The organism is Bacillus vallismortis, assembly GCF_040784915.1.
In the GTDB taxonomy this organism is placed as follows: domain Bacteria; phylum Bacillota; class Bacilli; order Bacillales; family Bacillaceae; genus Bacillus; species Bacillus subtilis_G.
Genome location: NZ_CP160797.1, coordinates 4,201,215 through 4,224,362 on the forward strand (window position 1 = coordinate 4,201,215; position 23,148 = coordinate 4,224,362).

The window sequence follows — 23,148 nt, forward strand, 5'->3', positions numbered from 1 at the left end:
CAGAATCTCTCCTCATTTGCAATGTGCTATATCCTATTCCGTCTGGGCGATAGTGATACAAATAAATCATAGGCCGACCGTTTTATACTCACGATAAGTGACTCCCAACAATCAATACATTCTGGCGGTCAAGCATAAATCTCCGTCTGTTCCATTTCAACACGGTTTGGACATATCCCAGTGAGTCAGCATTATACCTCCCGGCGATCCGCTGGTACGCCAGCAATTCGTACGTGCCGTCTCTGTCAAAATCAACCGGGTACAAGCCAGACAAGGGATTCACCCAGCCTTCTATCGGCATTTTCAACACACCCTGCTGGGTATAAATCTCATTCAAATATTCCCTGCCCTTGTAAGTAAGGTCGAGGATATACGTTTCGTTCTGATGATGGCTGATGACATTTGCCTTGTATTGATTTTGATAGCTCACACTGTACTTCCATTCAGCATTAAACACATCCGAATGAAAAATCTGTCGGAACTGCCGGTTTAGATAGGCAAAAACATACGCATATATCGTGCCGCCGCTTCCCCCAGTGTCTATTACCACTGCCACATCATCCACCTTGTCGCCTGTCATATCCCCGAGAAAAAGAGACGGATTATATCCCATATTGTTTTGGAGCTGGATTCGCTGTTCCTGATGGGTTCTGCCGTCACGGATCACCAATGTGATATTTCTCCATAAAGGGCTGCCAGGCATTTGGATGCCAGTGAGAAAGACCTCATCAATAACGCTGTCTCCCGTTACATCTCCGCGGGCTGATGTAATGATGGCGCTGGAGGATGCAATGGGCTGCCGAAATACGTATGGATATTGAACAAACCCTCTGTGCCTGTCTGCATAAAACCAATAAGGATTCATTCTGATGTCATACAGATTCAATGAAGTCACCTTCCCTCATCAGCTGAATGAATCATTATATGCGCAAATAGCATGTCAAAGACATATCTGGACGCTAAACACCAATTAAATCCGTTCCATATGAATTATCGATGGCACAAAGCCACTCGCCTTGCGCATTCTTCTTAAACACACAGGTCGCCCTTCTTTCCATCGCATACTCGGAATCTATTTTATCCGAATCAAGCAGTGTCTGAGAAAGGACCAGTGCAGTGTCTCCTGCTTCCAAAATGGTCATTTCCCCTTGTGTCGGGACAATATGATGATTGAAATAGTTTGCGATCGCCATAAACGCTTTTTTGATTTCTTCTTTGCCTCGCGCGATCATGCCGGCTTCACAACTAAAATGGCATCTTCCGTGTAGTAATTCATCAGTGTATCAAAATCTTCATTTTGAATTGCCAAATCACACGCAGAGATGATGTCTTTTATTTGCTGTTCCAAAGGATGCCCTCCTAATCATCATGATTGGATATATTATACATCGTCTGGCCATCTGAAACCCTAAAAACAAAATGACAAGTACCCCTGCTTCCTATATAATCAAATAGATATATTTAACAAAGTTCCCAAGTGGAGGGGTGAACGATATTGTCTGCTGAAGTAACGTTACATGATAATATACATCATGATTTAAGCGCGGATTGCCAGCACTGTTTTGGCCTGTGCTGTGTCGCTTTGCCTTATGCGAAATCAGCGGATTTTGCTTTTGATAAAGACGGGGGTACGCCTTGCCGCAACTTACAATCAAACTATCAATGTTCTATCCATAAAGACCTCCGAGAAAAGGGGTTTCGAGGCTGTTCTGCTTATGAATGCTTTGGCGCCGGCCAGAAAGTATCCCAAATCACTTATGAGGGAAAGGATTGGCGAAACCACCCGAAAACAGCCAACGAAATGTTTGACGTTTTCCCAATCATGCAGCAGCTGCACGAAATGCTCTGGTATTTACACGAAGCGCTTTCTATAGAGACGGCCAAACCGATTCATCGCGAGCTGCGGGCCTGTTTCGAAAAAATAGACAAGCTCACCAGACTCAGCAAGGAAAATTTGCTGACACTGCAAGTACACGAGCACCGGGCTGAGATCAATGAATGGCTGTTAAAAACGAGTGAGCTGGTGCGCGCCCAAGCACGCAATCCAAAACGCCCGAAAAAAATCAGCCGGGGAAGTGTCCTGATCGGCGCGAAACTGAAAGGGCTTGATCTGCGCGGAGCAAACCTAAGAGGAGCACTGCTCATTGCTGCCGATCTGAGAGATGCAGACCTGAGAATGTCAGACTTTATCGGTGCAGATGTAAGAGACGCTGATCTCAGCGGCGCCGACCTGACCGGGAGCATTTTTCTGACGCAGGCACAGGTGAATGCCGCAAACGGCGATGCAAACACAAAACTGCCGCCGTCACTACAAATCCCCGCCCATTGGGTCACAAACCGATAAAAAAGAGAGGCTCACATCATGAATGTGAAAAGAATAACGTCAGAACATGATTTGAATACAGCGTTTGAAATCAGAAAGACAGTATTTGTAGAGGAACAAGGCTGTCCCGTTTCAGATGAATTTGATGAGTTCGATACACTCCGCGAAGATTGCCGGCACATTCTCGTTTATCATCAGAATGAACCCGTTGGCACTGCACGTGTCCGTATTGTTGATCAGGTGGGAAAACTGGAAAGAATCTGCATTCTGAAACCCTATCGCAAATTCGGGCTGGGCAAAAAGATCGTCGATGCGTTAGAACGCATTGTGAAAGAACAAGGCATTTCCTCATTCAAACTGTACGGCCAGACACAGGCGGCAGACTTTTATGAAAAACTCGGCTATCAGACAGCATCAGAAGAATTTATGCTGGACGGCATTCCGCATGTGCTGATGACAAAAGAAGAAGATTCTGGCCAATAAATTGTTCACAAATTTGTCACTTATGAGCATGAGCGGTTCATTGGTATACTAATCACCCATTATTAAGAGAAGGAATGATTGTATGCCAACAAATAAAAAAGAAGGTCTTATCTTTGGCGTGATGATGTGTTTTGGGATGGTCTGCGTCATGTCGATTTACAATGCCATCATCAACGGAGCTATACACGATTTTTCATTTGTAACAGTTTTTGAAATGATCATCGGTTTTATTGTAGCGCTGCTGTTAGATTTACTGTTAGTGGGCCCCCTTGCCAAAAAGATTGCCTTCAGCATGCCGTTTGACAAGTCTAAGACATTATATGTTGTTCTTGCCGTGTCGACGTGTATGGTGATCGGCATGGTGCTTTGTATGTCTGTGTTCGGTTTAGTGACAGCTGCTTTATCAAATGGACTGAACGGGGACAGCCTCTTCAGCGCTTACCTAATGATTGTATTGAAAAATTTCATCTTAGCTTATCCATTGCAATTACTGATTATGGGACCATTAGTCAGAGGGATTTTTATGAAATTTGTAAAACCAAAGCTCACAGCTGCTGTTTAAATAGAAAAGGAGTAAGCCTTGACACACACTCCTTTTTCTCACGAATCGAATGTAAAACAAGCTCCGCAAACGCCTCCGCGGCAGGCAGCTGCCATTTTTTCTTTTTGATTAACATATGAGAGTAAAGCGGATCAAAGCTTTCAGCATGATGAAGGATTTTCAGCTTATCCTCCTCCACTTCTTCTTTCAGTGTGATGTAAGGCTCCAAGCTCGCTCATGACCGTTTGTTTAATCGCCCTCTCCCAGGATCACTAATGCATCTATCAATAAAATACTGGAGCATCTCAAGAAAACAAACGTCAATACCGAGGAAGGCTCAATCAAAAAAACCGATGCACTTGGCCCGGTTCTATCTGTTTGTATAAGAGACCCCGATCAGAATCTCATTGAGATATCGGAGTATCTCTAAATGTCTCTTTAAACATATCAATATTGCTAGATATGTTTTTTCTCACTTCCTTTAGCCCCTATACCTTAACACATAGTTTTTATACAATTCTTCGTTATAAACAATTTCTTCGCCATGTGAAGAGCAGATGAGGGTTGGTTTGATTTCATCTATGATTGCGCCGCTGTCGATGTTTTCATTCATGTCAACACTGAATCTTCTGATAGGCGGGTGTAAATTTTTCTTACTTGTGATAAAAAGATCACCTGATAATAGAACATGATCGACTTCATGATGGTACACAACATGCCCCGGGGAATGTCCGGGTGTAAGATAGAATTGCAGCGGCAAGTGGGCAAGCGTCTGTTTCATCAGCGGCTGGACAATATGGGCTACCCCTGTGTTCTCCACCTCATTTTTGTTCGGATAAGGCGCTTCCCCATTGATATAGATTAGTTCTTTCTGATGGGCATAAATTGGAATATCAAATCTCTCTAACCATTTTGATGCACCTTGAATATGATCGCTGTGGCCATGGGTAAGCAAAATGGCTTTTGGACTGCCGATCGCTAACGCTGCCCTGATCTGAGCATCCGCAAAACGTTCTATTCCCGTATCAATGATATAAACATCATCACCATCTTTAACAAACCAAATATGAACCGGAATCCGAATAGGCACATCAAGCTCAAATTCACATTGAAAGACATGTTCTGACAATTGTCTCAAATTCATGCCAACCACTCCCTTTGGAAATTTTTTGATATATTTACTGTAATACATCTTAGTTAATTATGTAATGACGCACATTTTTGTAACTTACATTGTGAGGTGACAAATATGGGAAACCGGTTAAATGGATTTGGCGCTTGCAGTACAGAAGTAAAAATGGCTTGTCCCGTGGAAATGACGCTGCATATTAACGGCGGGAAATGGAAAGGAATCATCCTCGATATCCTGTCTCACCAATCAGTCAGATTTAATGAGCTTAAACGTTTAATACCAGGCATTACACAAAGGATGCTGACGCTGCAGCTGAGAGAACTGGAAGCAGATGGCATTGTGAAGAGAAAAGTAGAGAATACTGTCCCCAAGAAGGTGGAATATTCTCTGACCGAACACGGTAAGAAGCTTTCTCCTATTATTGCATCCATAAGGATATGGGGGAATGAGTATATGAATAAAAATGAATAAAAACGATTTTTAACGTTTTTCCACAACGTGAACAAGATGTCCAAACACGAAAGTTGCTTCTGGCTTCATATAAACGTTAAATTTTAATTTCTGAAATTGTACAGTTATGTTGTCTTCTTTGGGGCGTTGGCTGTGTATTAGGAGGAATGATCCTTCACTTTTTTATACCTTTTTGAACGACGTTTTTTATCCTCAAAATTGAATATCACACTCTTATAAAATATATTCAATGAACAGGATCTTATTTAATCATAAAAAGATTAGACAATATAGAAAGAAGGTGATCTTATGCCTACTAAGAATAAATCCAAGAGAATCAATCAGAACTCTTAGGGAGAAGAAGCATTTGAAAAAGCGGAACGTGAAAACAAGCCACTTCTCATAGTTTACATAGCTATACACCCATGTTACATTAGTAGAAGGTCTCTTAGTGCAACCACAAAAAGACAACCAATTTGGCTGCCTTTTTTAATAATTCTATTAAAAATTTTTCGTAAGTTTAAAAACTTTTCTCTTTAATTGAAATATACTGCATTTTTTTCAGATTCATTCCAATTTATTCTGACTTATAACAGTGTGTGACCCATAATATCTTCCTTAGGAAAAAATTAAACTCACTCCTTATTTAAAAAAGACAATAAGAAATAGTGATGCTCTTTTATATTAAATTAATTGTTTCTATTTCACCAAATAAAAATTTTCTATTTTTCCCTCTGATACGCCAAGCATTACCATGGTTTTTGCCTTGATACTTACCCCTTGGAGTAGTATATCCTCGCCAATCGTAAGTAATTCCACCGCTTTTGATTAACGAAAGAAATGTTGTAAATTGTGGAGATCTTGAAAGTTCAGCCTCTAAATATCTAAATTCAGCAGTATCCCCATTCATTCTTTGATCAGCTTTTACCCAGAGAGTAGCAGGATGCTTCAAGGAAAGCTCACTTTCCAAACTTGAAAAAGTCCAGTATGCAGTTAATTCATCTTCATTATTAGAAGTACTCTTTTTTCTCAGTTCAACTCTTCTTCCTTCTTCATTAACTTCCAGAAAAAAACCTAAACTATTTTGAGGCGCTATTCGCGTACCAACTGTAATATATAAACTCTTATAGCCCAGATGTTTATCAGAATCATACCCGTATAAACGAGTAAAAGCAGATACTCTACTTCTATCATTTTTTTCAATTTGTTCAACTATCGTTCCACCAAATTGAGGCCTCAAAGTAAAAAGAGTATCTAATGTCTTTCCTGTTTTCGATTTTATTTCAATCTTCCCTTCAAAATCTGCTTCTTGATTATTATTGGTTTTAATGCCTAACAGAAACTCCAAGGTATCACCAACATCCTTAGGTGATACTTTGCCACTCCCTTTTGAGTTCTTGTGGAAACCAGCTTGTGCTATTTTTTTAATTTGAGGCAACAACCGACTAGCTGAGTCAGCAACTTTATCTATACCAAAGACTTTAGTTAATACTTCTTCCGAAGGAACATTATTAGTCAAATTAAGAATTACAATCTGCTTAGCCCCAGCTAAATCGGTTACTGTTATATAGAGTAAATCACATACATTTACTTTTCCTGCTTCCCACATTTTTTGTATTCCGTAAATTGAAAAACGTCTATCGCTTCTTCTCCCTGCAACCTTATATAGATTCAATTTTACATCTTGCACAGAACTATTTAATAACAATTTGCCATTAACTTTTTGTCCATTATTTCCACCGTTAGGAAGTTTATCATAATCTACAATACCCTTACTTTTCAATAAATCACGAAATAAGGCATTAGCATCTGGATTATTTTTGTTTATCATAGTAGATGTCAATCTTATTAACACATATTCCGATTCATTGAACTTGTGAATAGTGTTAATAATATCAATTTCATCTTTATAAGGTTCAAAAATCATTGAATTCATCCCTCTCTTCTTAATAGTTCACTTAAATGGCATCCTAATGCCTCTGAAATATAAATCATTGATGATAATTTTGGGTTGTTCACTTGCAAATTTAGTATCTCACTGATAGTTGACTCACTTACCCCTGGTTGAGTAGATAAGTATTTCTGTAAATTTCCTCTATGTAACCTTTTCACATTTTCGGAATATATGATTAAATAGTTATCATCCCTATATTTATTCATATCCTCAAGAGTAGTTATTCTAGAAAATAAGCTAGGGAAATCTACATTTAGTGCCTTAGCAATTGATAATGCTGTTGTTAAACTAATATCAAGATCTTTCTGTGATGTTAGTTGTAAAGTTTTATTTATCGTTTGTCTTGAAACCTTTGATAATTCTTTTAATTTTTTTTGAGTCAATCCCCTTTTTGTCATTATTTTACCAACATTTTCCCCGAAAAAAATTTGCAAAAAAGTTACCCCCTTGTTTTTATAATCTTTCTTATAATATACAATCAAAAACCACTTTTTAATCCGTTTAAGTTTACATATTATCTGGTTTTTAATTTCTATTAAAATAATAAAAGACACTCTCTTTAATTAAGAAAAGTGTCTTTGAGAAAACGGTATCCATGGTAAAAAGCATTTTTATGGAAACGAACATAAAAAGTGAAGTAAATTAAAATCTAAAATTGCTGATTCCACGCTAAACAATCAAACCTTAAACATATCAATCACTGAAGATTTCCTTTATTAACCAAAAAGTCAAAAATAGAAGTAATTATTTAATTCACTTTTTTTATGCCTTGGAGGCTAATTCTGCAAAAGATATCTTTATGAAAAAATTCCCCACCTTACAACAAGTGAGATGTTGAGAAGACTAAACACAGAGTTACAAATAGTAGCATCAACTCTTCATATTTCAAATTTTTATTAACTAAAAAAAAAGACGCCTATACTTAAATTTTTAGGCGTTTCTCTTTTGATGCTTTAATAGCTTGAATTATTTTAGTACCAATTGCTTTTGCTAACAACGGTGGGACAGCATTTCCAACTTGCGTATACTGAGGTACTTCTACTTTTCTACGTTGCCCTCCAGTTGTTCTTTTACCTAAAAAGATGAAACTATCATCAAAAGATTGTAATCTTGCCATTTCTCTCACAGTAGGAATTCTGTTCTCATAAGGTGTTAAATAATCATCAGGCAATGTCACAACTGTAGGAGAAACACTATCTTTCTTATATCTATATCTATTATTCTTTTTAGTGAGCAAAGCGTTAATCAATTCTTCATCAACAGGTGGCCTATTAAAAAGGGAAATAACTTGTTCAGGTCCATACTCCTCTTGAAGTTTGTTCACACACTCTTTTAAGAGAGATGGATATTCAGTTAAATTTATTCCTTCTTCTCTAATTCGTTTTTTTAACATTGAAGAGCTTTCACCTTCCCGAAACAGAGAAAACCTTTCCTGAATAAGCACGCTATGGTTTGATAAATCATGATTATATAGATTCCTGTTTGAATGAATAGGAGTACCTGCAACTGATTTTGTTCTTCCATTAATTGAGGAAAGTTGGTACTCAGAGTAATCATTAAAGTACTTTTCTTTTTTCACACTATCAATAATTAAATCACTTATAGCCGCATCAACTGATATTTTTTCATTTTCATTTAGTGTTATAGGTTCTGGATAATCTGGCACTTCTTCTCCTGCCAAATATGCTATAAATATTGCTCTTTTTCTTCTTTGGGGCACACCGTAATTTGAAGCATCTAACAGCCTTGGTTCTAAGGTTAAATAACCAATTTCATTAAATTCATTTATCAAAATCTCAGGCATTAAACTTCCATCTTCATATGCTTCACCTGTAATGCCTATATAGCCATCCATTCTAGTATCCATAAACCCTTCAACATTTTCCATAATAACGTATCTAGGGTGTATGTCTTTTACAATTCTTAAATACTCTCTAAATAACATGTTTCTAGGGTCATCTTTTTTACGAAGTCCTGCTCTGCTAAATCCTTGACATGGTGGACCACCGAAAATTGCATCTATCTGTGGTACATTATCTTTATCTTCAAACATTCTTAAATTTCTAATTGCAGATAAAATCTCTTCTGATGTTAAATTTCTTATATCAGCTCTCTGGAAATAAGTGTTTTCACCATGAATCAATCCTAGTTGCTCATGTCTAAAAGTGTACGTTTTTTCAACATCTTCACTTATATCAGAGGAGAATACGATATGAAACCCAGCTTGAAGAATGCCCTCACTCATACCACCTGCTCCACAAAAAAGATCAATGGCAATAGGGTGCATAGCAACACCTCCTTATTATTACTTGTATTATTATCTTATAAATCACATGAAAATTCCAGGGTTTTTTACAAAATTGACTTTTATATTTTTAAACAAAAAGTACTATCTAAACATAATAACACTTAGATATCTTTAATTCATCATTTATTATTCTATTAAAATAACTTTCTCGCCTCTCTAAACTAAGATTTAAGTTAAAGATACAAAGAGAGGAGGTGATCCCATGCCAAATAAAAGTAAACCCAATAGATTAATCACTTAGAAATCTCCATACGTACGCCCACACCCCCGTAGACTCTTACCTCTGAGAAAAGAAGAGGCCTTCGAAAAAGCGAAACGCCAAAACAAGTCGGTTCTGGTCAGCGTCAGCTATTCAACTTGCCATTGGTGCCATAGCCGTTAAGATAGCCGCTTGAAAAAATGCTTTATGAAGCACCGATCATGTTAGATACACTTTATCAAAAATAAAACTTAAACCTTGTTTCTCGAAAAATAATCAGTTATGCTGATTATATGTTAAACTGATATTGTTGGAGGTGAAATAATTGGAAAAATGGAATCAATCCTATGGTTTTCTACTCGGAAAAGTTCTCCAGCGAATGGAAAATACATTTGCTGAAGGGCTTAGACCGTATGAGATTAACGCAAGACAATACGGAGTTCTTTTATTTATCAAAGGAAACCCTTATTCATCACAAAAAGATATTTCTGAAAATCTGCAAATCGATCGGACTACAATGGTGAGTCATATCGATCATCTCGAGACTTTAGGATTTGTTGAGAGAACAAAAAATCCTAATGACAGAAGATCCTATAGCCTTAAGATTACTGAAAAAGGCAACGATGTATTGGATTCACGTTGGGAGTTTTTAGTTAATACGGAATTAGAGGTATTAGCTCCGTTAAATCAACAAGAAAGACAATTACTTAAAGATTTCCTTATTAAAATTTGGAGATCCCTTTAAAAAACAGGAGGTTTTACAATATGCAAGCTCTCGATTATTTTAATGCACGTCTCGAAGCAACGATCAGCCCTATGGATTTTTTGAAAGCTAAGCAAATGAATCCCGAGAAATACGTCTTAATCGATGTTCGAAACGGTCCAATTCATGTAAGGAATGTAACAATTAAAGATGCTCACATTATTCCTGAACAAGAACTGCAATCTCGTTTAAACGAAATACCAAAAGAAAAAGAAATCATTGTTTATTGCTGGGATGTCTGGTGCAATACCGCTGCAAAAGTTGCAAAGTTTTTATTAGAACATGGATATAAAGTGAAAGAGCTGACGGGAGGGATTGCAGCATGGAAAGAAATGAACTTCCCTGTCACAAATACAAATCAAGACAATCACATACCTGATGATTGTGGATGCTGACTCTGTGCCTGTGCAACATAAAAGATACTGGGTGGGAGTGGCTTCCCGAGATCACGTAATGAAAGCAATTCAAGGCGGATTTGCACAACTTTGTCATGGCAAAGAGGCACCCTTAAAAAAGATGAATAAAGGTGATTGGATCATTTATTATTCTCCAAAGGTCAATATTAAGGAAGGTACGCCATATCAAAAATTTACTGCTTTAGGCAAAGTAGTAGATCGTCATATTTTTCAATTTAATATGGCAAATGATTTTCAGCCTTTTCGAAGACATATACATTTCATTCATTGCACAGAAATACCCATTCGCCCATTAATCCCATATCTTTCTTTCATAAAAGACGAGAAGCGTTGGGGCTACTCATTTCGGTTTGGGCATTTTGAGATCAGTGAAAAGGATTTTAAGCTAATTGCACAAAAAATGGTTGATGTTAAAGGAGATTAGTTGACTTTGATCTCCTTTAAGCTTTCTTTATATTCACAATATCACCTAACCATTCATTACATTGTGATATCATGACGATGAATCATTGGTTATTTCTAAAAATAGAGGTGGAGAGTTATGAATCACGAGGAAATGATCAATTACTACTATCCTTGGTGAAGGGCGGACGGTGATGCGTCACAACGGGAATAAAAAATGGTTTGCGCTTATCTTTCATCTTGATGGCCATTTATGCGTTAACCTTAAGTGCGAACCTGAGCGAGCCAATTTCCTGCGTAGTATTTTTAAAGAGGTAAAGCCCGGGTATCATATGAATAAAGACCATTGGAATACAGTGATCTTAGATGGCAACCTCTCACAAGAGGCTCTTGATGATATGGTGCAACATAGTTTCGAATTGACAAAGCCAAAGAAGCCTTAATGTTTATTCACCATGATGATCAGCAGGAACCTATAATAAGTTCCTGTTTGTAATTTATCAAAATCTTTTACCGTTTCATTAATACGGATAACTCACCTTCAAACACTTTTTCCTCTTTTTGATTATAGGTAGATAACAATACAGTAAGTATTCCCGTTTGACTTTTATTTGGTTTTTTATCAATAACCTTAACGATAGTGTTCAGCTTATCATTCGGGTATACGGGTGCTAGGAATTTTATATGATTCATTCCTGTTCCAGCAATAATATCGTCCTCATGACACCCTTCTTCAATCCAGAGCTTAAAAGTGATGGCTAACGTTTGTATTCCAGATGCAATGATTCCGTTAAACCTGCCCATTTTTGCTTTCTCTTCATTTACATGCATGTATTGCGGGTCATATTCTTCTGCAAAATTCATTACATTCTCTTTTGTTAATTCAAATGGTTTAGTTTGAAAAACCTGTCCAATAGAAAATTCATCTAACTTCATAGGGGCACCTCCTTGTATCTAATCTTCATAAAATAACCTACGTAGCATTTTAACATAATCAGTAACCTTGCCGAGAAGAATACTCTTTGGAGTTAATCGCCGAGAAGTCATTGTGCCTGTTTCACCACGCCCACAATCGTGCGAACTGCCTACTTAAAAGGGAAATGTGAAAACCAGCCGGTTCTGGTTATCCGGCTTGTCTTTTATTTCATATAAAAAGCCTGGATGAATTGCTAAGTCATCACAGGCTGTAAGTGCCTCACTTACAAAAAAATCATCGTCATTTCGGTTTTACCTCTACATAATGAATATGCCGGCCGTCTATTTTGTGCACTTTAAACACATATCCTTCGGCTTCTATTTCAGAGCCAAGTTTGGCATCAATATTTTGAGTCATAAACCAGCCGCCTATTGTATCGACATCTACACTCTCTAACGCGGTTTCCAATAGTTTATTTACATCCTCAATAAGCACTTTTGAATCTAAAATGTAATGATCATCATTTATTTTTCGAATGTCAGGCACTTCATGTTCATCAAATTCATCTCTGATGTCGCCTACTATTTCTTCAAGAATATCTTCAACAGTGACCAAGCCTGAAGTACCGCCATATTCATCCACAAGAATAGCGATATGAGTTCGCTCTCTTTGCATTTTCACTAATAAGTCATGAATAGGAACCGATTCAATCACATGGATAACAGGGTTGATATGATTTTCTAACTTGAAATGATCCTTTGTTTTCTGATCTGTATCAATATAAACTGACAAGAACGCCTTGGCATTGATAAAACCAATAATCGTATCTTTATCTCCATTTAAAATCGGATACCTTGTATAGCTCTCTGTCTTAATAGTCTTAACAACAGATTCATAAGAATCATCGATAGAAATCGCTAGTATTTCTCTTCTTGGAATCATGATTTCTTTAGCGATTCTTTCATCAAATTCAAAAATGTTATTGACATACTTTAACTCGTTCTTATTGATTTCACCGCTCTTATAGCTTTCAGACAATAAAATGCGCAGTTCCTCTTCAGAGTGGGCAAGCTCATGTTCTGACGCAGGTTTTAACCCGAAGAGTCCGACGATAAACCGGGCTGAACCATTTAAAAACCAGATAAAAGGATACAAAATGCGATAAAACCAGATAATAGGCTTTGCTGTTAAAAGAGTGATCGCTTCAGCTTTTTGAATCGCAAGTGTTTTGGGGGCAAGTTCACCAACGACCACATGCAAAAAAGTCGCCATGACAAAAGCAATAACTAAAATCAATACATGTGAGACGGGTTCACTTACATGAAAATAAACAAATAAGGGGTGCAGAATCACTTCAAAAGTCGACTCTCCAACCCAGCCAATTCCTAACGCTGTCACAGTGATTCCCAGCTGACAGGCTGACAAATACTCGTCCAAATGAGTCACAACTTTTTTTGCTGATACAGCGCCTTTTTTACCCTCTAATATGAGTTGGTCTATTTTCGAAGTTCTAATCTTGACAATCGCAAATTCAGTTGCAACAAAAAATGCAGTTAACACAATTAAAATGGCAAAGATAATAAGATTAAGGGTTGTCAATCGCTTGCCTTACCAAGTAAGGCGAACACCTCCTGTATAAAGATCTCCCTTACATATTCCTTAGTATTGATAATTTAAACATACAATAACCGAACAAAAATGTTTTATCTCCATTTCGTTTAAACATATATCTCCTATATCATATTGTAAGTTCATCCGAACCTAAAATTAATAATGATTATTTAAAAATAACCTGTATGAGAATTTTTTTATCTGATTGTGATAAGTTATTTTTGTGAATACATTTATCAAAATCCAAAAATGAAGAAAGAAGGTGATCCCATCCCTTGGGGAGAAGCAGCCTTCGAAAAAGCAAAACGCGAAAACAAGCCGGTTCTGGTCAGTATCGGTTATTCGACTTGCCAATGGTGGCATAACATAACCTTCAATAATATAGTTAACGAAGACCTTTTATAAAGGCTTTTTTTCATCGCCATCAGCCAAAAAAACAGTTCATCCCCAAAACGAAAAAATGAGCTTCCTTGTTACAAGAAGGTCTAATATTTCGTTCTGGGGGTGCTGTGAAATTTCAAGTTAGGACCCCATATTGACAATAGTAAAAAAATGAATTCACCTTAGAGTGAACGTTCATTCTAAAATTGCATAATTTACTTATAGCGGAGGAATTCCATGTTCGAAAAATATAAGAAATCCAAGAAAGCTGTTCTTGAGACAACACTTAGACTCCTTAGAACAAATGACTTGCAGGCTACATCAATGGCCATGATCTCCAGTGAATCGGGTGTTTCGATGGGAAGCATTTACAACAGCTTCTCGGGAAAAGAAGACATTGTTAACGAACTGTTTACAAGTATTGTCGAGTTTCAAACTGAAATTGTACTAAAGGACTTCTATAATAACTCCTCGATCCTCGAACGTTTCGAGAGAATATGGAGAAATTTGACTCAATTCACCCTTGATTACCCAGATGCATTTCAGTTCATAGAACAATATTCTTTCTCCCCTTATATTTACGATTCATCCAAAAAAGAGACCTGCAAGAACGCTTGGTGTACTCCCTTGTCTCAGATATATGCAGAAGCCATTCAAGAACAGCTGTTTATACCAGGAAACCCATGGCTTATGGCGCAAATGCACTGGGGGACTATCGTCTACCTAATGAGAGACCATCTCCAAGGCAACCTTGACCTTTCGCCTGAAGTCATCAAAATGGCGATTTGCTCTTGCTGGAACTCTGTAAGTACGGACAAGGGATTCAACTTGTTGGCTGGAAAGTAAGTGCTGTAAACATCCGCATATAAAAAGTTGATCTGCCCCGCTCTGGGGCAGATCAACTTTTTATACTCAAATATTAGAATGAACGTTCACTACAATTATAATGGAGGGTAACTATCATGAGAAATAAAATCGCACTTGTTACAGGAGCTACTAGTGGTATTGGGAAAGCAGTAGCCAAAGAATTGGCTGAAAGAGGCGCTAAAGTGTTTGTCGGAGGCAGACGCGAGCAATTCGGCGAGCAAGGTACGTGACATTCGCGCTGCTGGCGGAGAAGCTTTCTTCATCCAAATGGATGTCACTAATGAAGAAAGCATTAGCCAAGCTATTGAGGTTATTGTAAGCCGTTATGGACGTCTGGATTTGGCCGTCAACAATGCAGGAGTTGTTCTGGAGCAAGCGCCTTTGGCCAATTCAGATAAGGAATTATTTTCAAATACAATGCAAACGAACGTATTGGGTGTTTATTTGAGCATGAAACATGAAATCCAACAAATGTTAAAGAATGGAGGCGGATCGATCGTAAATACATCTTCAGTAGCCGGCATTAAGGTGTTCGCGGCAAATAGCGCATATGTCGCTTCAAAATATGCGGTTGAAGGGCTGAGCAAATCAGCGGCGCTTGACTATGCAAACCAAGACATTCGTATCAATACCGTAGCTCCGGGACCGACACGAACAGAGACAATGGAAAATGATGAAGCCCTGCTTAATAGTTACTCTGAGATGAGCCCAAGCAAACGGGTCGGTACACCGAAAGTGATTTCCAAAGGCATCGCCTGGCTTCTCTCTGACGAAGCCTCTTATGTAACGGGGACTACTTTGACAATCGATGGAGGAACGTCTGCTGGTTAATATTAAATCTATATATAACTTCTCATAATGAATCTTATTTTTTAAAAAATCCCTTTGGATTACTTGATGTGCCCCCCCTTAAGATAGACATAAATAAAATCTCCGAGTAATCTATGTATGTATGTATCTTAGGGGTGCATTTTTATATGGAACAAAATATATTTTGAAGAAAGAGGTTGAGCTTTAATGAAATCATTGAGCAACATTTTTCGCACTTCCACATTCAGAAAAATGATACCTGTACTATTTCTTTCATACGCAACGCTTGTAGGCTGTTCAAACAATGACGTTGATGCTGAATTAACGAAACCCCAAAAACAAGAAACCTCCAGCAATCATGATTTTGCCAAGCTTGAAGAAGAATATGATGCTAAACTTGGTGTCTTTGCGTTGGATACTGGTACAAATCAAACAGTAACCTACCATCCAGATGAGCGTTTTGCTTATGCATCAACTCATAAGGCTCTAGCTGTAGGAGCACTTTTACAACAGAAGTCAATAGAAGACCTGAATCAAAAAGTCACCTATACACGTGAGGATCTTGTCAATTATAATCCGATTACAGAAAAGCATGTTGATACAGGGATGACCCTGAAGGAGCTTTCCGATGCTTCTCTTCGATACAGTGACAATACTGCTGCAAATCTCATCCTTACACAACTGGGGGGACCGGCTGGATTTAAAAAAGCACTGGATAAAATTGGTGATCACGTTACCAACCCAGAGCGATTTGAGCCAGATTTAAATGAAGTAAATCCAGGTGAAACTCATGATACGAGTACACCAAAAGCACTTGCTACTAGTCTTCAAGCTTTTACACTGGGAGATGCACTCCCAACTGAGAAACGTGAACTTTTAATAGATTGGATGAAGAGAAATACGACTGGAGATACATTAATCCGTGCTGGAGTGCCAAAAGGTTGGGAAGTTGCTGATAAGACTGGAGCAGGATCATATGGTACGCGAAATGACATTGCGATTATTTGGCCGCCAAAAGAAGATCCTATTGTTCTTGCCGTACTTTCAAGCCGCGATAAAAAAGATGCCGATTATAACGACAAGCTTATCGCTGAGGCAACAAAAGTAGTAATTAAGACCCTTAATGTCAATAACAAATAGAAAATAAGTGTACTAAAAAAGGCTGCGTTAATGGCCTTTTTTAATACATTAATTCCTATATGCATCATGAAAACATGATTACAGATCTTAAGTATCTGGTATATTAAATAGAAGAAAGAGAATACTTTTAAAAAACATTTTGAAAGAAGGTGATCCCATGCCAAACAAAAGTAAACCCAATAGATTAATCGATGAGAAGTCTCCATATTTACTCCAACACGCCCACAACCCTGTGGACTGGTTCCCGTGGGGTCAAGAAGCCTTCGAAAAAGCAAAACGCGAAAACAAGCCGGTTCTAGTCAGTATCGGTTATTCGACTTGTCATTGGTGCCATAGGATCTTTTTTATATTAGATGCACACAACAACTTCATCCAAATACAAAAACGAATAGGAACTATATACTAGTTGTTTTTTTATTTACAGTCTAAACAAAATAAAGGAAGTATTACTACTCTCCAAACGATAGCTAGCCTTCAATTAAACGTTTTAACTTAAGCTCAGTTTCAGTATCCTCAACTGGAGTATAGACGCTGCATCTTAAATCAGTATCCCCATGCACTTGTAATGAAGTAAGATTAAACAACATTTTACCTACCTTAGCATGACGAAACTCAATTAATACTTCAGGAGCAGAGCTTATCTCATTTTCATTCCAAATTTTATGAAACTCGGGATACGCCTGTTCCATTTCTTGTATAAATTGCTCATACCAGTCATCAGCCACATACTGTCCATAATATGTTCTAAATATTGCAATATATCCTCTAACAAAATGCTCCCAATTCACTGCTAAACTTTTAAATTCTTTTCTTGCGAATAGTAAGCGTATTATATTCCTTTCTGCCGGGATGATTTGTTCAAAATCCAAAAATACATTAGCTGCTGCTTGATTCCACCCAACAATCTGACTTCTTCTATCTGATATAATCGTTGGGCAATAACGAAGTTCCTGCAAAATTTTTGCTAAAGCGGGACTGATTCCCCTCTCATTCTCATTTATAAAGGGTTGTTTCACTCCTTCCTCTAACGCTAGAGCATACAAATATCTCCTTTCATCGTTATTTAATTGTAATGCTCGAGAAATAGCATCTAATACCGAAGTAGATACTTTTATATCTCTGCCTTGTTCTAACCATGTATACCAAGTAAGACTTACACCGGCTAGTTGAGCCACTTCTTCTCTTCTTAGTCCTGGTGTTCTTCTGCGGGTTCCTACAGGTAAACCAACCATTTGGGGAGTAATTTTCGAACGTTGGTTCTTTAGAAATTCTGATAAAGCTTGAAGTCTTGTTTCAGGTTTCATTAAGATCTCCCTTTAAAATAGTATTAATTATACTAGGATAAACAACAACTTGTAATAGGATAACACAATAGCTAATGTTAATAAAAACAAGGAGGGAATTATCATGAAAAGAGTTGTCATTACTGGAATGGGAGTTATTTCTCCACTAGGAAATGATGTAAATAGCTTTTGGAATCAACTAGTTAAAGGACAATCGGGAATATCTCTAATTGATTCTTTTGATACTGCTGATTATAAAACAAAGATAGCTGGAATCGTTCGTGATTTCGATGCAGATGAAATATTGGGGAGAAAAGAAGCAAAACGATTAGATCGTTTTAGTCAGTTTGCCTTAGCAGCAGCCGAACAAGCATTAGAAAATTCACAATTACAGTTAGATAATATTGATCTTGAACGTTTAGGGGTATATGTTGGTTCAGGAATCGGAGGCATACAATCGCTTGTTGATAATGTGAATGTATTAAATAAACGAAGTCCCGCGAGAGTAAGCCCTAGCCTTGTACCAATGATGATTTCAAATGCAGCTGCGGCCCAAATAAGCATAAGATTAGGAGCACAAGGACCATCATTATCACCAGTCACAGCCTGTTCAATCGGGAACACCTCTATTGGTGAAGCTTTCAATGCTATCCGAAATGATGAAGCAGATATTATATTTGCCGGTGGAGCGGAAGCTGCAATCACACAGTTATCTTTGGCTAGTTTTGGAAACGCCCATGCACTATCTACAAGAAACCAAGAGCCAAGTCGAGCCAGCCGTCCATTCGATACAGATAGAGATGGCTTTGTTATGAGTGAAGGCGCAGGTATCTTAGTATTAGAATCATTAGAAAACGCTATTCTTAGAGATGCGCCGATATTATGTGAAGTAGTGGGGTACGGAGCTAGTTCAGATGCTCATCATATGGTAGCATCACACCCAGAAGGTAAGGGTGCCTACTTAGCAATGAAAAAAGCATTGAGAAGTGCAAATATATCAACAGGTGAAATTGATGTTATTAGTGCTCATGCAACAAGTACACAAGTAGGTGATCGTTCAGAAGTTCTAGCTATTAAGAAATTATTTGGTGAACATTCACGTGAAATTCCAACAACTGCAAACAAGTCAATGACTGGGCACATGCTTGGTGCTGCTGGCGGAGTAGAAGCAATTGCTTTAGTGGAAAGTTTGAGACGAGGAATTATTCCGCCCACTATTAATGTAGAGAAGCAAGATCCAGATTGCAACTTAGATGTTGTATCAGAAGCGAGACACCTTCCATTGAAATATGGGCTATCAAATTCTTTTGGTTTTGGAGGACATAATTCAGCAATCTTGTTAAAGCATTACGATTGAAGACCCATCTTTATAGTTCAAAGGTGAAATAATGAATCTATCAAGGGTTTATAGCCCTTGATTTTCATTATGGAATACCTCACAGACAAATTATGACGGGCCTCAGCTATCTGGTATATTAAATAGTGGAAATAGAATACTAAAAAAACATTTAGAAAGAAGGTGATCCCACGCCCACTAATAATAAACCCAATAGATTAATCGCTGAGAAATCTCCATATTTACTTCAACATGCTCATAACCCTGTGAATTGGTTCCCTTGGGGAGAGGAAGCCTTCGAAAAAGCGAAACGCGAAAACAAGCCGGTTCTGGTCAGCATCGGCTATTCGACTTGCCATTGGTGACATCTCTATTGAAGCATCCAAAGGACAAACAAGGATGGCTCTTTGATATTTCCAAGAAGAAATTAGAGTGAATAAAGGAGTAATTGAGTATGTTAACAAGAGAAGATATCTTTAAACACGTCAAAGAAAAATACGGTACATCGCCTGATTATCCGTGGGAGAAATACCCAAACTATGCTTCTTTGAGACATGAATCAAACAAAAAATGGTACGGTCTTATCATGAATGTTCTCCCAGAAAAATTAGGCTTGGAAGGATATGACGAAATAGATATTCTGAATCTAAAATGTCCCCCTGACATAAGTGATAGCTTAAGAAATGGGGGAAATATCTTACCCGGATATCATATGGATAAGGAACATTGGATTTCAATTGTTTTAGAACGGACAGATCCAGAAGGCGAAATCTATAACTTAATCGAGCAGAGCTTTCATTTAACCAAGTGAAGATATAGAGTGTTCCTGCTAATCAAGCTGCAAAGAGTAGTGGGCACTTTCATTTTAGGATATTGCTCTTCACTCTGTCCACAAACGCAACTTAGTCCATCTGGTGCGAGAGTGGGAGAAGAATTTCTACCAACTTCTTATGGAAAAGGATGAATAGTTATGACAAATAACTTAAAACAGAGAAGAATAATTTTAGATTTAGCAGTTACTTTAGATGGTTTTATTGAAGGGAAAAATGGAGAAGTTGATTGGTGCATTATGGACCCTGATATGGGGTTTACTGATTTCTTAAATCAAATTGATACTATTTTATATGGTAGAAAAAGCTACGATTTATGGGGGAAATATATTCCAAAAAATGAATACCCTGATACAGAAAGGGAAATTTGGGAATTGGTTCATAGTAAAAAGAAATATGTTTTTTCCAGAACACAAAATGAGATTGATAATCAAGCCATATTTATAAATGATAATATTCTTGAGGAAGTAAATAAATTGAAGAAAAAGCCTGGCAAAGACATTTGGCTATATGGTGGAGCGAGTCTCATTACAACTTTTATAAATTTGGGGCTTGTTGATGAATTTAGATTATCTATTCACCCTGTTGTTTTGGGAGAAGGAAAACCGTTGTTTATTGATGTAAAACAGAGGATAAATTTAAAAATGGTGAATACAAGAACATTTTCCTCTGGCGTTGTGCAAATCGTTTATCATTGGAATGACTAAAAAAATCTTTCCCTCCAAAATATACATAGTAAGGTAACACTCGACAGTTATTTTTCTTATTGAACTAAAGGGGAGTCCATAAATTATGGGTTCCCCTTAATACTATGGAATTATCAACATCGAATTTTAACAGAGCCCAAAATATCTTTTCCTGTAATAAAAGAAAAGAAGACTGAAAAGGACGAATTAACATAATTAAACATTATAGTATATTTTATTCTCCCTCTTTTAAGTAAATCAGCTAAGTTTTGTATTTATAAAAAAACGAAAGAAGAGGATCCCATGCCCACTAACAATAAACCCAATAGATTAATCGCTGAGAAGTCTACTTATTTTACTTCAACCTGCTCATAACCCTGTGGACTGGTTCCCTTAGGGAGAAGAAGCATATGAAAAAGCGAAACGCGAAAACAAGCCTGTTCTCGTATCTATTGGGTATAGCTAACGATGGCTAATCTAAAGAACATGCATTGGTGACCTGGGATAATCAACTCGTGTGGAACTCAAAAGATGCCATTTTTAAACGCTAATACCATTTGTTCAAATAATACAGTTTACCTTTTATGTTATTCATTTTCTAAAACCTGTAATCCGTAACCATGCGGTAGCAGGTTTTTTTATTTGCTTGACTTAGAGTTAACTCTAAGTTGTAAACTAACTTTAATCAAAAGAGAGGAATGATGTTTGTTGTATTCCATTAGTAAAGCTGCTGAGAAGACTAGTATTAGCTCGTATACATTAAGATATTACGAAAAGATTGGGTTACTTCCACCACCAAAACGAAAAAACAGTGGAAGGCGTTTTTATACAGAGACTGATATTCAGTTCATGACATTCCTTAAAAGTTTAAAGGAAACAGGTATGTCTTTAGAGGATATTAATGAGTTTGTCAAAGACGGCTGCATTTTGGAAAAAATCAATTCGGATGTTAAATCAGCACAGCTCTCCCCATCTATAAATAAACGTATTGAGATTTTAACCAAGCACTTAGAGAAAATGGAAATTAAAAAAAAGGAGCTGGAAGAAGTAATTTCTACTACAAAAGGAAAACTGGATACATATTATTCAATTTTGAAAGAGGAAGTGGAAAACAAATGAAACATTTAAATATATACCTGATGTTAATTGGCTTCTCTATTTTTACAGGAGCTACTTTTAATCTTGCAAAATATACGGTTGGATATTTTTCTCCATCGTTCTCTGCGGCATGGCGTTTCGGTTTAGCTGCTGCACTGATGCTCATCATTTTGATTTTTACTGAAGGTATAAACAAGAGTCAATTACGGAAAAACGCCGTTTCATACATTGTTCTTGGAATTATAGGAATATTTGGATTTAATGCCTTGTTTTTTATTGGTTTGAAATATACATCTCCCGTTAACGGAGCATTAATAATGGGGCTGAATCCTTTATTAACAGCAATTTTCGCTCGAATGATCTTAAAGGACAAAATGACAAAAAAACAAGTGCTCGGCATATTCTTTGCATTCATCGGTGTATTGTTAGTCATTACACAAGGTTCTATCGAAATCATTAAAACCTTATCAATTTCAGGGGGAGATTTAATAATCTTTACAGGTAACGTTTGTTGGGCACTTTATGGTGTACTTGGACGGCGGTTTGTAAAAGATGGTACTCCGCTATCTACAACCACTTATACGATGGTTATCGGTGCTGTTAGTTTAATAGTAGTTTCCCTATTTACATCCAAACCTGTTTCTTTATCGAACATCCCGATTGGAGTTTGGGGGGCAATTGCCTTTATGGCTTTCTTTACAAGCGTTTTGGGTTACCTATGGTGGAATCAGGGGATTAAGGAGATTGGGGCAGGTAAAACTTCTTTATTTTTCAACCTTGTTCCCGTTGTAACGATGATTATTTCATTTGCCGTTGGCACACCGATAAAGGTATTTCAAGTTATTGGAGCCGTGTTAGTTATATTAGGCGTTTTAACTGCTTCAGGGGTAATACGTTTTCCTAAGTACAATACTAGAGAACAGTCAGCTGTATAAAGAAGCAGGGATTATTTTTGAGAAAATGTGTTAAGTGATCCCATGCCAAATAAAAGTAAACCCAATAGATGAATCGCTGAGAAGTCTCCATATTTACTCCAACACGCACACAACCCTGTAGACTGGTTCCCATGGGGGAAGAGGCCTTCGAAAAAGCAAAACGCGAAAACAAGCCGGTTCTGGTCAGCATCGGTTATTCGACTTACCATTGGTGGCAAGTCCGTATAGCTACACACCTATAATTACGATATTCTAGAAGTATATTACATTCAGGAAACCATAAA

At 37.4% G+C, this 23,148-nt stretch carries 23 protein-coding genes and 9 pseudogenes; 22 read left to right on the forward strand and 10 right to left on the reverse strand.

The window, feature by feature from the left end; genetic code table 11:
• Positions 1-88: 88 nt before the first annotated feature.
• Together ABZM97_RS21010 and ABZM97_RS21015 are read right to left on the reverse strand one after the other, a co-directional pair.
• Positions 89-886, reverse strand: coding sequence for a hypothetical protein (locus tag ABZM97_RS21010; RefSeq protein WP_367387111.1), 798 nt, complete (start codon positions 884-886; stop codon positions 89-91).
• Between the two features lie 73 nt (positions 887-959).
• Positions 960-1,348 (reverse strand): annotated as a pseudogene (locus ABZM97_RS21015) (nuclear transport factor 2 family protein).
• A 147-nt stretch (positions 1,349-1,495) separates the two neighbouring features.
• On the opposite strand from ABZM97_RS21015, the gene ABZM97_RS21020 reads away from it, so the two are divergent.
• From ABZM97_RS21020 to ABZM97_RS21030, 3 genes are all read left to right on the forward strand, one after another.
• Complete coding sequence (locus ABZM97_RS21020; protein WP_253268735.1) at positions 1,496-2,344, forward strand: pentapeptide repeat-containing protein; 849 nt, start codon at positions 1,496-1,498, stop codon at positions 2,342-2,344.
• A gap of 18 nt (positions 2,345-2,362) precedes the next feature.
• Positions 2,363-2,806, forward strand: a complete 444-nt coding sequence (locus ABZM97_RS21025) for a GNAT family N-acetyltransferase (RefSeq protein WP_087993657.1) — start codon at positions 2,363-2,365, stop codon at positions 2,804-2,806.
• Positions 2,807-2,888: 82 nt separating this feature from the next.
• Entirely contained in the window at positions 2,889-3,368 is a 480-nt protein-coding gene (locus ABZM97_RS21030; RefSeq protein WP_087993656.1) for a DUF2798 domain-containing protein, read from the forward strand.
• Here ABZM97_RS21030 and ABZM97_RS21035 read toward each other — a convergent pair.
• Positions 3,352-3,579: pseudogene (locus tag ABZM97_RS21035) on the reverse strand (hypothetical protein); the annotation flags it as partial. The gene ABZM97_RS21030 and the pseudogene ABZM97_RS21035 overlap by 17 nt on opposite strands.
• A 249-nt stretch (positions 3,580-3,828) precedes the next feature.
• Positions 3,829-4,491 carry an MBL fold metallo-hydrolase gene (locus ABZM97_RS21040; protein ID WP_367387112.1) on the reverse strand — a complete coding sequence of 221 codons (663 nt, stop codon included), beginning with the start codon at positions 4,489-4,491 and terminating at the stop codon, positions 3,829-3,831.
• A 105-nt stretch (positions 4,492-4,596) separates the two neighbouring features.
• Here ABZM97_RS21040 and ABZM97_RS21045 point away from each other — a divergent pair, with 105 nt between their 5' ends.
• Complete coding sequence (locus ABZM97_RS21045) at positions 4,597-4,950, forward strand: helix-turn-helix domain-containing protein (RefSeq protein WP_087993654.1); 354 nt, start codon at positions 4,597-4,599, stop codon at positions 4,948-4,950.
• A 658-nt stretch (positions 4,951-5,608) separates the two neighbouring features.
• Here ABZM97_RS21045 and ABZM97_RS21050 read toward each other — a convergent pair.
• The 3 genes from ABZM97_RS21050 to ABZM97_RS21060 form a co-directional block, all read right to left on the reverse strand.
• Positions 5,609-6,865: an MvaI/BcnI family restriction endonuclease gene (locus ABZM97_RS21050; RefSeq protein WP_367387113.1), complete on the reverse strand. Its 1,257-nt coding sequence runs from the start codon at positions 6,863-6,865 to the stop codon at positions 5,609-5,611.
• Positions 6,862-7,317 carry a helix-turn-helix domain-containing protein gene (locus ABZM97_RS21055; RefSeq protein WP_367387114.1) on the reverse strand — a complete coding sequence of 152 codons (456 nt, stop codon included), beginning with the start codon at positions 7,315-7,317 and terminating at the stop codon, positions 6,862-6,864. Before ABZM97_RS21055 ends, ABZM97_RS21050 begins: the two co-directional genes overlap by 4 nt.
• 488 nt (positions 7,318-7,805) lie before the next feature.
• Complete coding sequence (locus ABZM97_RS21060; RefSeq protein WP_087993893.1) at positions 7,806-9,170, reverse strand: DNA cytosine methyltransferase; 1,365 nt, start codon at positions 9,168-9,170, stop codon at positions 7,806-7,808.
• Positions 9,171-9,444: 274 nt separating this feature from the next.
• Here ABZM97_RS21060 and ABZM97_RS21065 point away from each other — a divergent pair.
• From ABZM97_RS21065 to ABZM97_RS21085, 5 genes and pseudogenes are all read left to right on the forward strand, one after another.
• Positions 9,445-9,573 (forward strand): annotated as a pseudogene (locus ABZM97_RS21065) (DUF255 domain-containing protein); the annotation flags it as partial.
• A 142-nt stretch (positions 9,574-9,715) separates the two neighbouring features.
• Positions 9,716-10,135 carry a MarR family winged helix-turn-helix transcriptional regulator gene (locus tag ABZM97_RS21070; RefSeq protein ID WP_087993892.1) on the forward strand — a complete coding sequence of 140 codons (420 nt, stop codon included), beginning with the start codon at positions 9,716-9,718 and terminating at the stop codon, positions 10,133-10,135.
• A 20-nt stretch (positions 10,136-10,155) separates the two neighbouring features.
• Positions 10,156-10,548, forward strand: a complete 393-nt coding sequence (locus tag ABZM97_RS21075) for a rhodanese-like domain-containing protein (protein ID WP_087993891.1) — start codon at positions 10,156-10,158, stop codon at positions 10,546-10,548.
• A 10-nt stretch (positions 10,549-10,558) separates the two neighbouring features.
• Entirely contained in the window at positions 10,559-10,993 is a 435-nt protein-coding gene (locus ABZM97_RS21080; RefSeq protein ID WP_087993894.1) for an EVE domain-containing protein, read from the forward strand.
• 117 nt (positions 10,994-11,110) lie between these two features.
• A pseudogene (locus ABZM97_RS21085) lies at positions 11,111-11,414 on the forward strand (MmcQ/YjbR family DNA-binding protein).
• A 67-nt stretch (positions 11,415-11,481) separates the two neighbouring features.
• Here the strand turns inward: ABZM97_RS21085 and ABZM97_RS21090 are convergent.
• Complete coding sequence (locus ABZM97_RS21090; protein ID WP_087993889.1) at positions 11,482-11,907, reverse strand: MaoC family dehydratase; 426 nt, start codon at positions 11,905-11,907, stop codon at positions 11,482-11,484.
• Between the two features lie 280 nt (positions 11,908-12,187).
• Complete coding sequence (locus tag ABZM97_RS21095) at positions 12,188-13,486, reverse strand: hemolysin family protein (protein ID WP_367387115.1); 1,299 nt, start codon at positions 13,484-13,486, stop codon at positions 12,188-12,190.
• Positions 13,487-13,747: 261 nt separating this feature from the next.
• Here ABZM97_RS21095 and ABZM97_RS21100 point away from each other — a divergent pair, with 261 nt between their 5' ends.
• The 5 genes and pseudogenes from ABZM97_RS21100 to ABZM97_RS21120 all read left to right on the forward strand — a co-directional run.
• The gene (locus ABZM97_RS21100) at positions 13,748-13,903 is read left to right on the forward strand and encodes a DUF255 domain-containing protein (protein ID WP_301272152.1); all 156 of its coding nucleotides are present in this window, start codon (positions 13,748-13,750) and stop codon (positions 13,901-13,903) included.
• A 213-nt stretch (positions 13,904-14,116) separates the two neighbouring features.
• Positions 14,117-14,725 (forward strand): TetR/AcrR family transcriptional regulator, encoded by a 609-nt coding sequence (locus ABZM97_RS21105; RefSeq protein ID WP_087993887.1) that lies wholly within the window; start codon positions 14,117-14,119, stop codon positions 14,723-14,725.
• 116 nt (positions 14,726-14,841) lie between these two features.
• Positions 14,842-15,577: pseudogene (locus ABZM97_RS21110) on the forward strand (SDR family NAD(P)-dependent oxidoreductase).
• Positions 15,578-15,763: 186 nt separating this feature from the next.
• Positions 15,764-16,696 (forward strand): class A beta-lactamase, encoded by a 933-nt coding sequence (bla, locus tag ABZM97_RS21115; RefSeq protein WP_087993886.1) that lies wholly within the window; start codon positions 15,764-15,766, stop codon positions 16,694-16,696.
• A gap of 157 nt (positions 16,697-16,853) precedes the next feature.
• Positions 16,854-17,024, forward strand: a pseudogene (locus tag ABZM97_RS21120) (DUF255 domain-containing protein); the annotation flags it as partial.
• 139 nt (positions 17,025-17,163) lie between these two features.
• Here ABZM97_RS21120 and ABZM97_RS21125 read toward each other — a convergent pair.
• Positions 17,164-18,000 (reverse strand): helix-turn-helix transcriptional regulator, encoded by an 837-nt coding sequence (locus ABZM97_RS21125; protein ID WP_087993885.1) that lies wholly within the window; start codon positions 17,998-18,000, stop codon positions 17,164-17,166.
• A gap of 103 nt (positions 18,001-18,103) precedes the next feature.
• Here ABZM97_RS21125 and fabF point away from each other — a divergent pair, with 103 nt between their 5' ends.
• The 8 genes and pseudogenes from fabF (at position 18,104) to ABZM97_RS21165 (ending at position 23,106) form a co-directional block, all read left to right on the forward strand.
• Positions 18,104-19,336, forward strand: a complete 1,233-nt coding sequence (fabF, locus tag ABZM97_RS21130; RefSeq protein WP_087993884.1) for a beta-ketoacyl-ACP synthase II — start codon at positions 18,104-18,106, stop codon at positions 19,334-19,336.
• A gap of 200 nt (positions 19,337-19,536) precedes the next feature.
• Positions 19,537-19,674: pseudogene (locus ABZM97_RS21135) on the forward strand (DUF255 domain-containing protein); the annotation flags it as partial.
• Between the two features lie 95 nt (positions 19,675-19,769).
• A complete protein-coding gene (locus ABZM97_RS21140; protein ID WP_367387116.1) occupies positions 19,770-20,126 on the forward strand; it encodes an MmcQ/YjbR family DNA-binding protein in 357 nt (118 codons plus the stop codon).
• Between the two features lie 159 nt (positions 20,127-20,285).
• Positions 20,286-20,852: a dihydrofolate reductase family protein gene (locus ABZM97_RS21145; RefSeq protein ID WP_087993881.1), complete on the forward strand. Its 567-nt coding sequence runs from the start codon at positions 20,286-20,288 to the stop codon at positions 20,850-20,852.
• A 282-nt stretch (positions 20,853-21,134) separates the two neighbouring features.
• A pseudogene (locus tag ABZM97_RS21150) lies at positions 21,135-21,297 on the forward strand (DUF255 domain-containing protein).
• A gap of 239 nt (positions 21,298-21,536) precedes the next feature.
• Positions 21,537-21,950 carry a MerR family transcriptional regulator gene (locus tag ABZM97_RS21155; protein WP_087993766.1) on the forward strand — a complete coding sequence of 138 codons (414 nt, stop codon included), beginning with the start codon at positions 21,537-21,539 and terminating at the stop codon, positions 21,948-21,950.
• Positions 21,947-22,864, forward strand: coding sequence for a DMT family transporter (locus tag ABZM97_RS21160; RefSeq protein WP_367387117.1), 918 nt, complete (start codon positions 21,947-21,949; stop codon positions 22,862-22,864). The genes ABZM97_RS21155 and ABZM97_RS21160 overlap by 4 nt, the downstream gene beginning before the upstream one ends.
• A 72-nt stretch (positions 22,865-22,936) precedes the next feature.
• A pseudogene (locus tag ABZM97_RS21165) lies at positions 22,937-23,106 on the forward strand (DUF255 domain-containing protein).
• The last annotated feature ends 42 nt before the right edge of the window (positions 23,107-23,148 follow it).

Bases quoted from the DNA above. Each gene is read 5' to 3' on its own strand.
- ABZM97_RS21100 (WP_301272152.1), top strand. From the start codon at position 13,748: ATGAAGAAAGAAGGTGATCCCATCCCTTGGGGAGAAGCAGCCTTCGAA.
- bla (WP_087993886.1), top strand. From the start codon at position 15,764: ATGAAATCATTGAGCAACATTTTTCGCACTTCCACATTCAGAAAAATG.
- ABZM97_RS21125 (WP_087993885.1), bottom strand. From the start codon at position 18,000: ATGAAACCTGAAACAAGACTTCAAGCTTTATCAGAATTTCTAAAGAAC.
- ABZM97_RS21105 (WP_087993887.1), top strand. From the start codon at position 14,117: ATGTTCGAAAAATATAAGAAATCCAAGAAAGCTGTTCTTGAGACAACA.
- ABZM97_RS21160 (WP_367387117.1), top strand. From the start codon at position 21,947: ATGAAACATTTAAATATATACCTGATGTTAATTGGCTTCTCTATTTTT.
- ABZM97_RS21090 (WP_087993889.1), bottom strand. From the start codon at position 11,907: ATGAAGTTAGATGAATTTTCTATTGGACAGGTTTTTCAAACTAAACCA.
- ABZM97_RS21030 (WP_087993656.1), top strand. From the start codon at position 2,889: ATGCCAACAAATAAAAAAGAAGGTCTTATCTTTGGCGTGATGATGTGT.
- ABZM97_RS21140 (WP_367387116.1), top strand. From the start codon at position 19,770: ATGTTAACAAGAGAAGATATCTTTAAACACGTCAAAGAAAAATACGGT.
- ABZM97_RS21025 (WP_087993657.1), top strand. From the start codon at position 2,363: ATGAATGTGAAAAGAATAACGTCAGAACATGATTTGAATACAGCGTTT.
- ABZM97_RS21050 (WP_367387113.1), bottom strand. From the start codon at position 6,865: ATGAATTCAATGATTTTTGAACCTTATAAAGATGAAATTGATATTATT.
- ABZM97_RS21145 (WP_087993881.1), top strand. From the start codon at position 20,286: ATGACAAATAACTTAAAACAGAGAAGAATAATTTTAGATTTAGCAGTT.
- ABZM97_RS21045 (WP_087993654.1), top strand. From the start codon at position 4,597: ATGGGAAACCGGTTAAATGGATTTGGCGCTTGCAGTACAGAAGTAAAA.
- ABZM97_RS21040 (WP_367387112.1), bottom strand. From the start codon at position 4,491: ATGAATTTGAGACAATTGTCAGAACATGTCTTTCAATGTGAATTTGAG.
- ABZM97_RS21060 (WP_087993893.1), bottom strand. From the start codon at position 9,170: ATGCACCCTATTGCCATTGATCTTTTTTGTGGAGCAGGTGGTATGAGT.
- fabF (WP_087993884.1), top strand. From the start codon at position 18,104: ATGAAAAGAGTTGTCATTACTGGAATGGGAGTTATTTCTCCACTAGGA.
- ABZM97_RS21075 (WP_087993891.1), top strand. From the start codon at position 10,156: ATGCAAGCTCTCGATTATTTTAATGCACGTCTCGAAGCAACGATCAGC.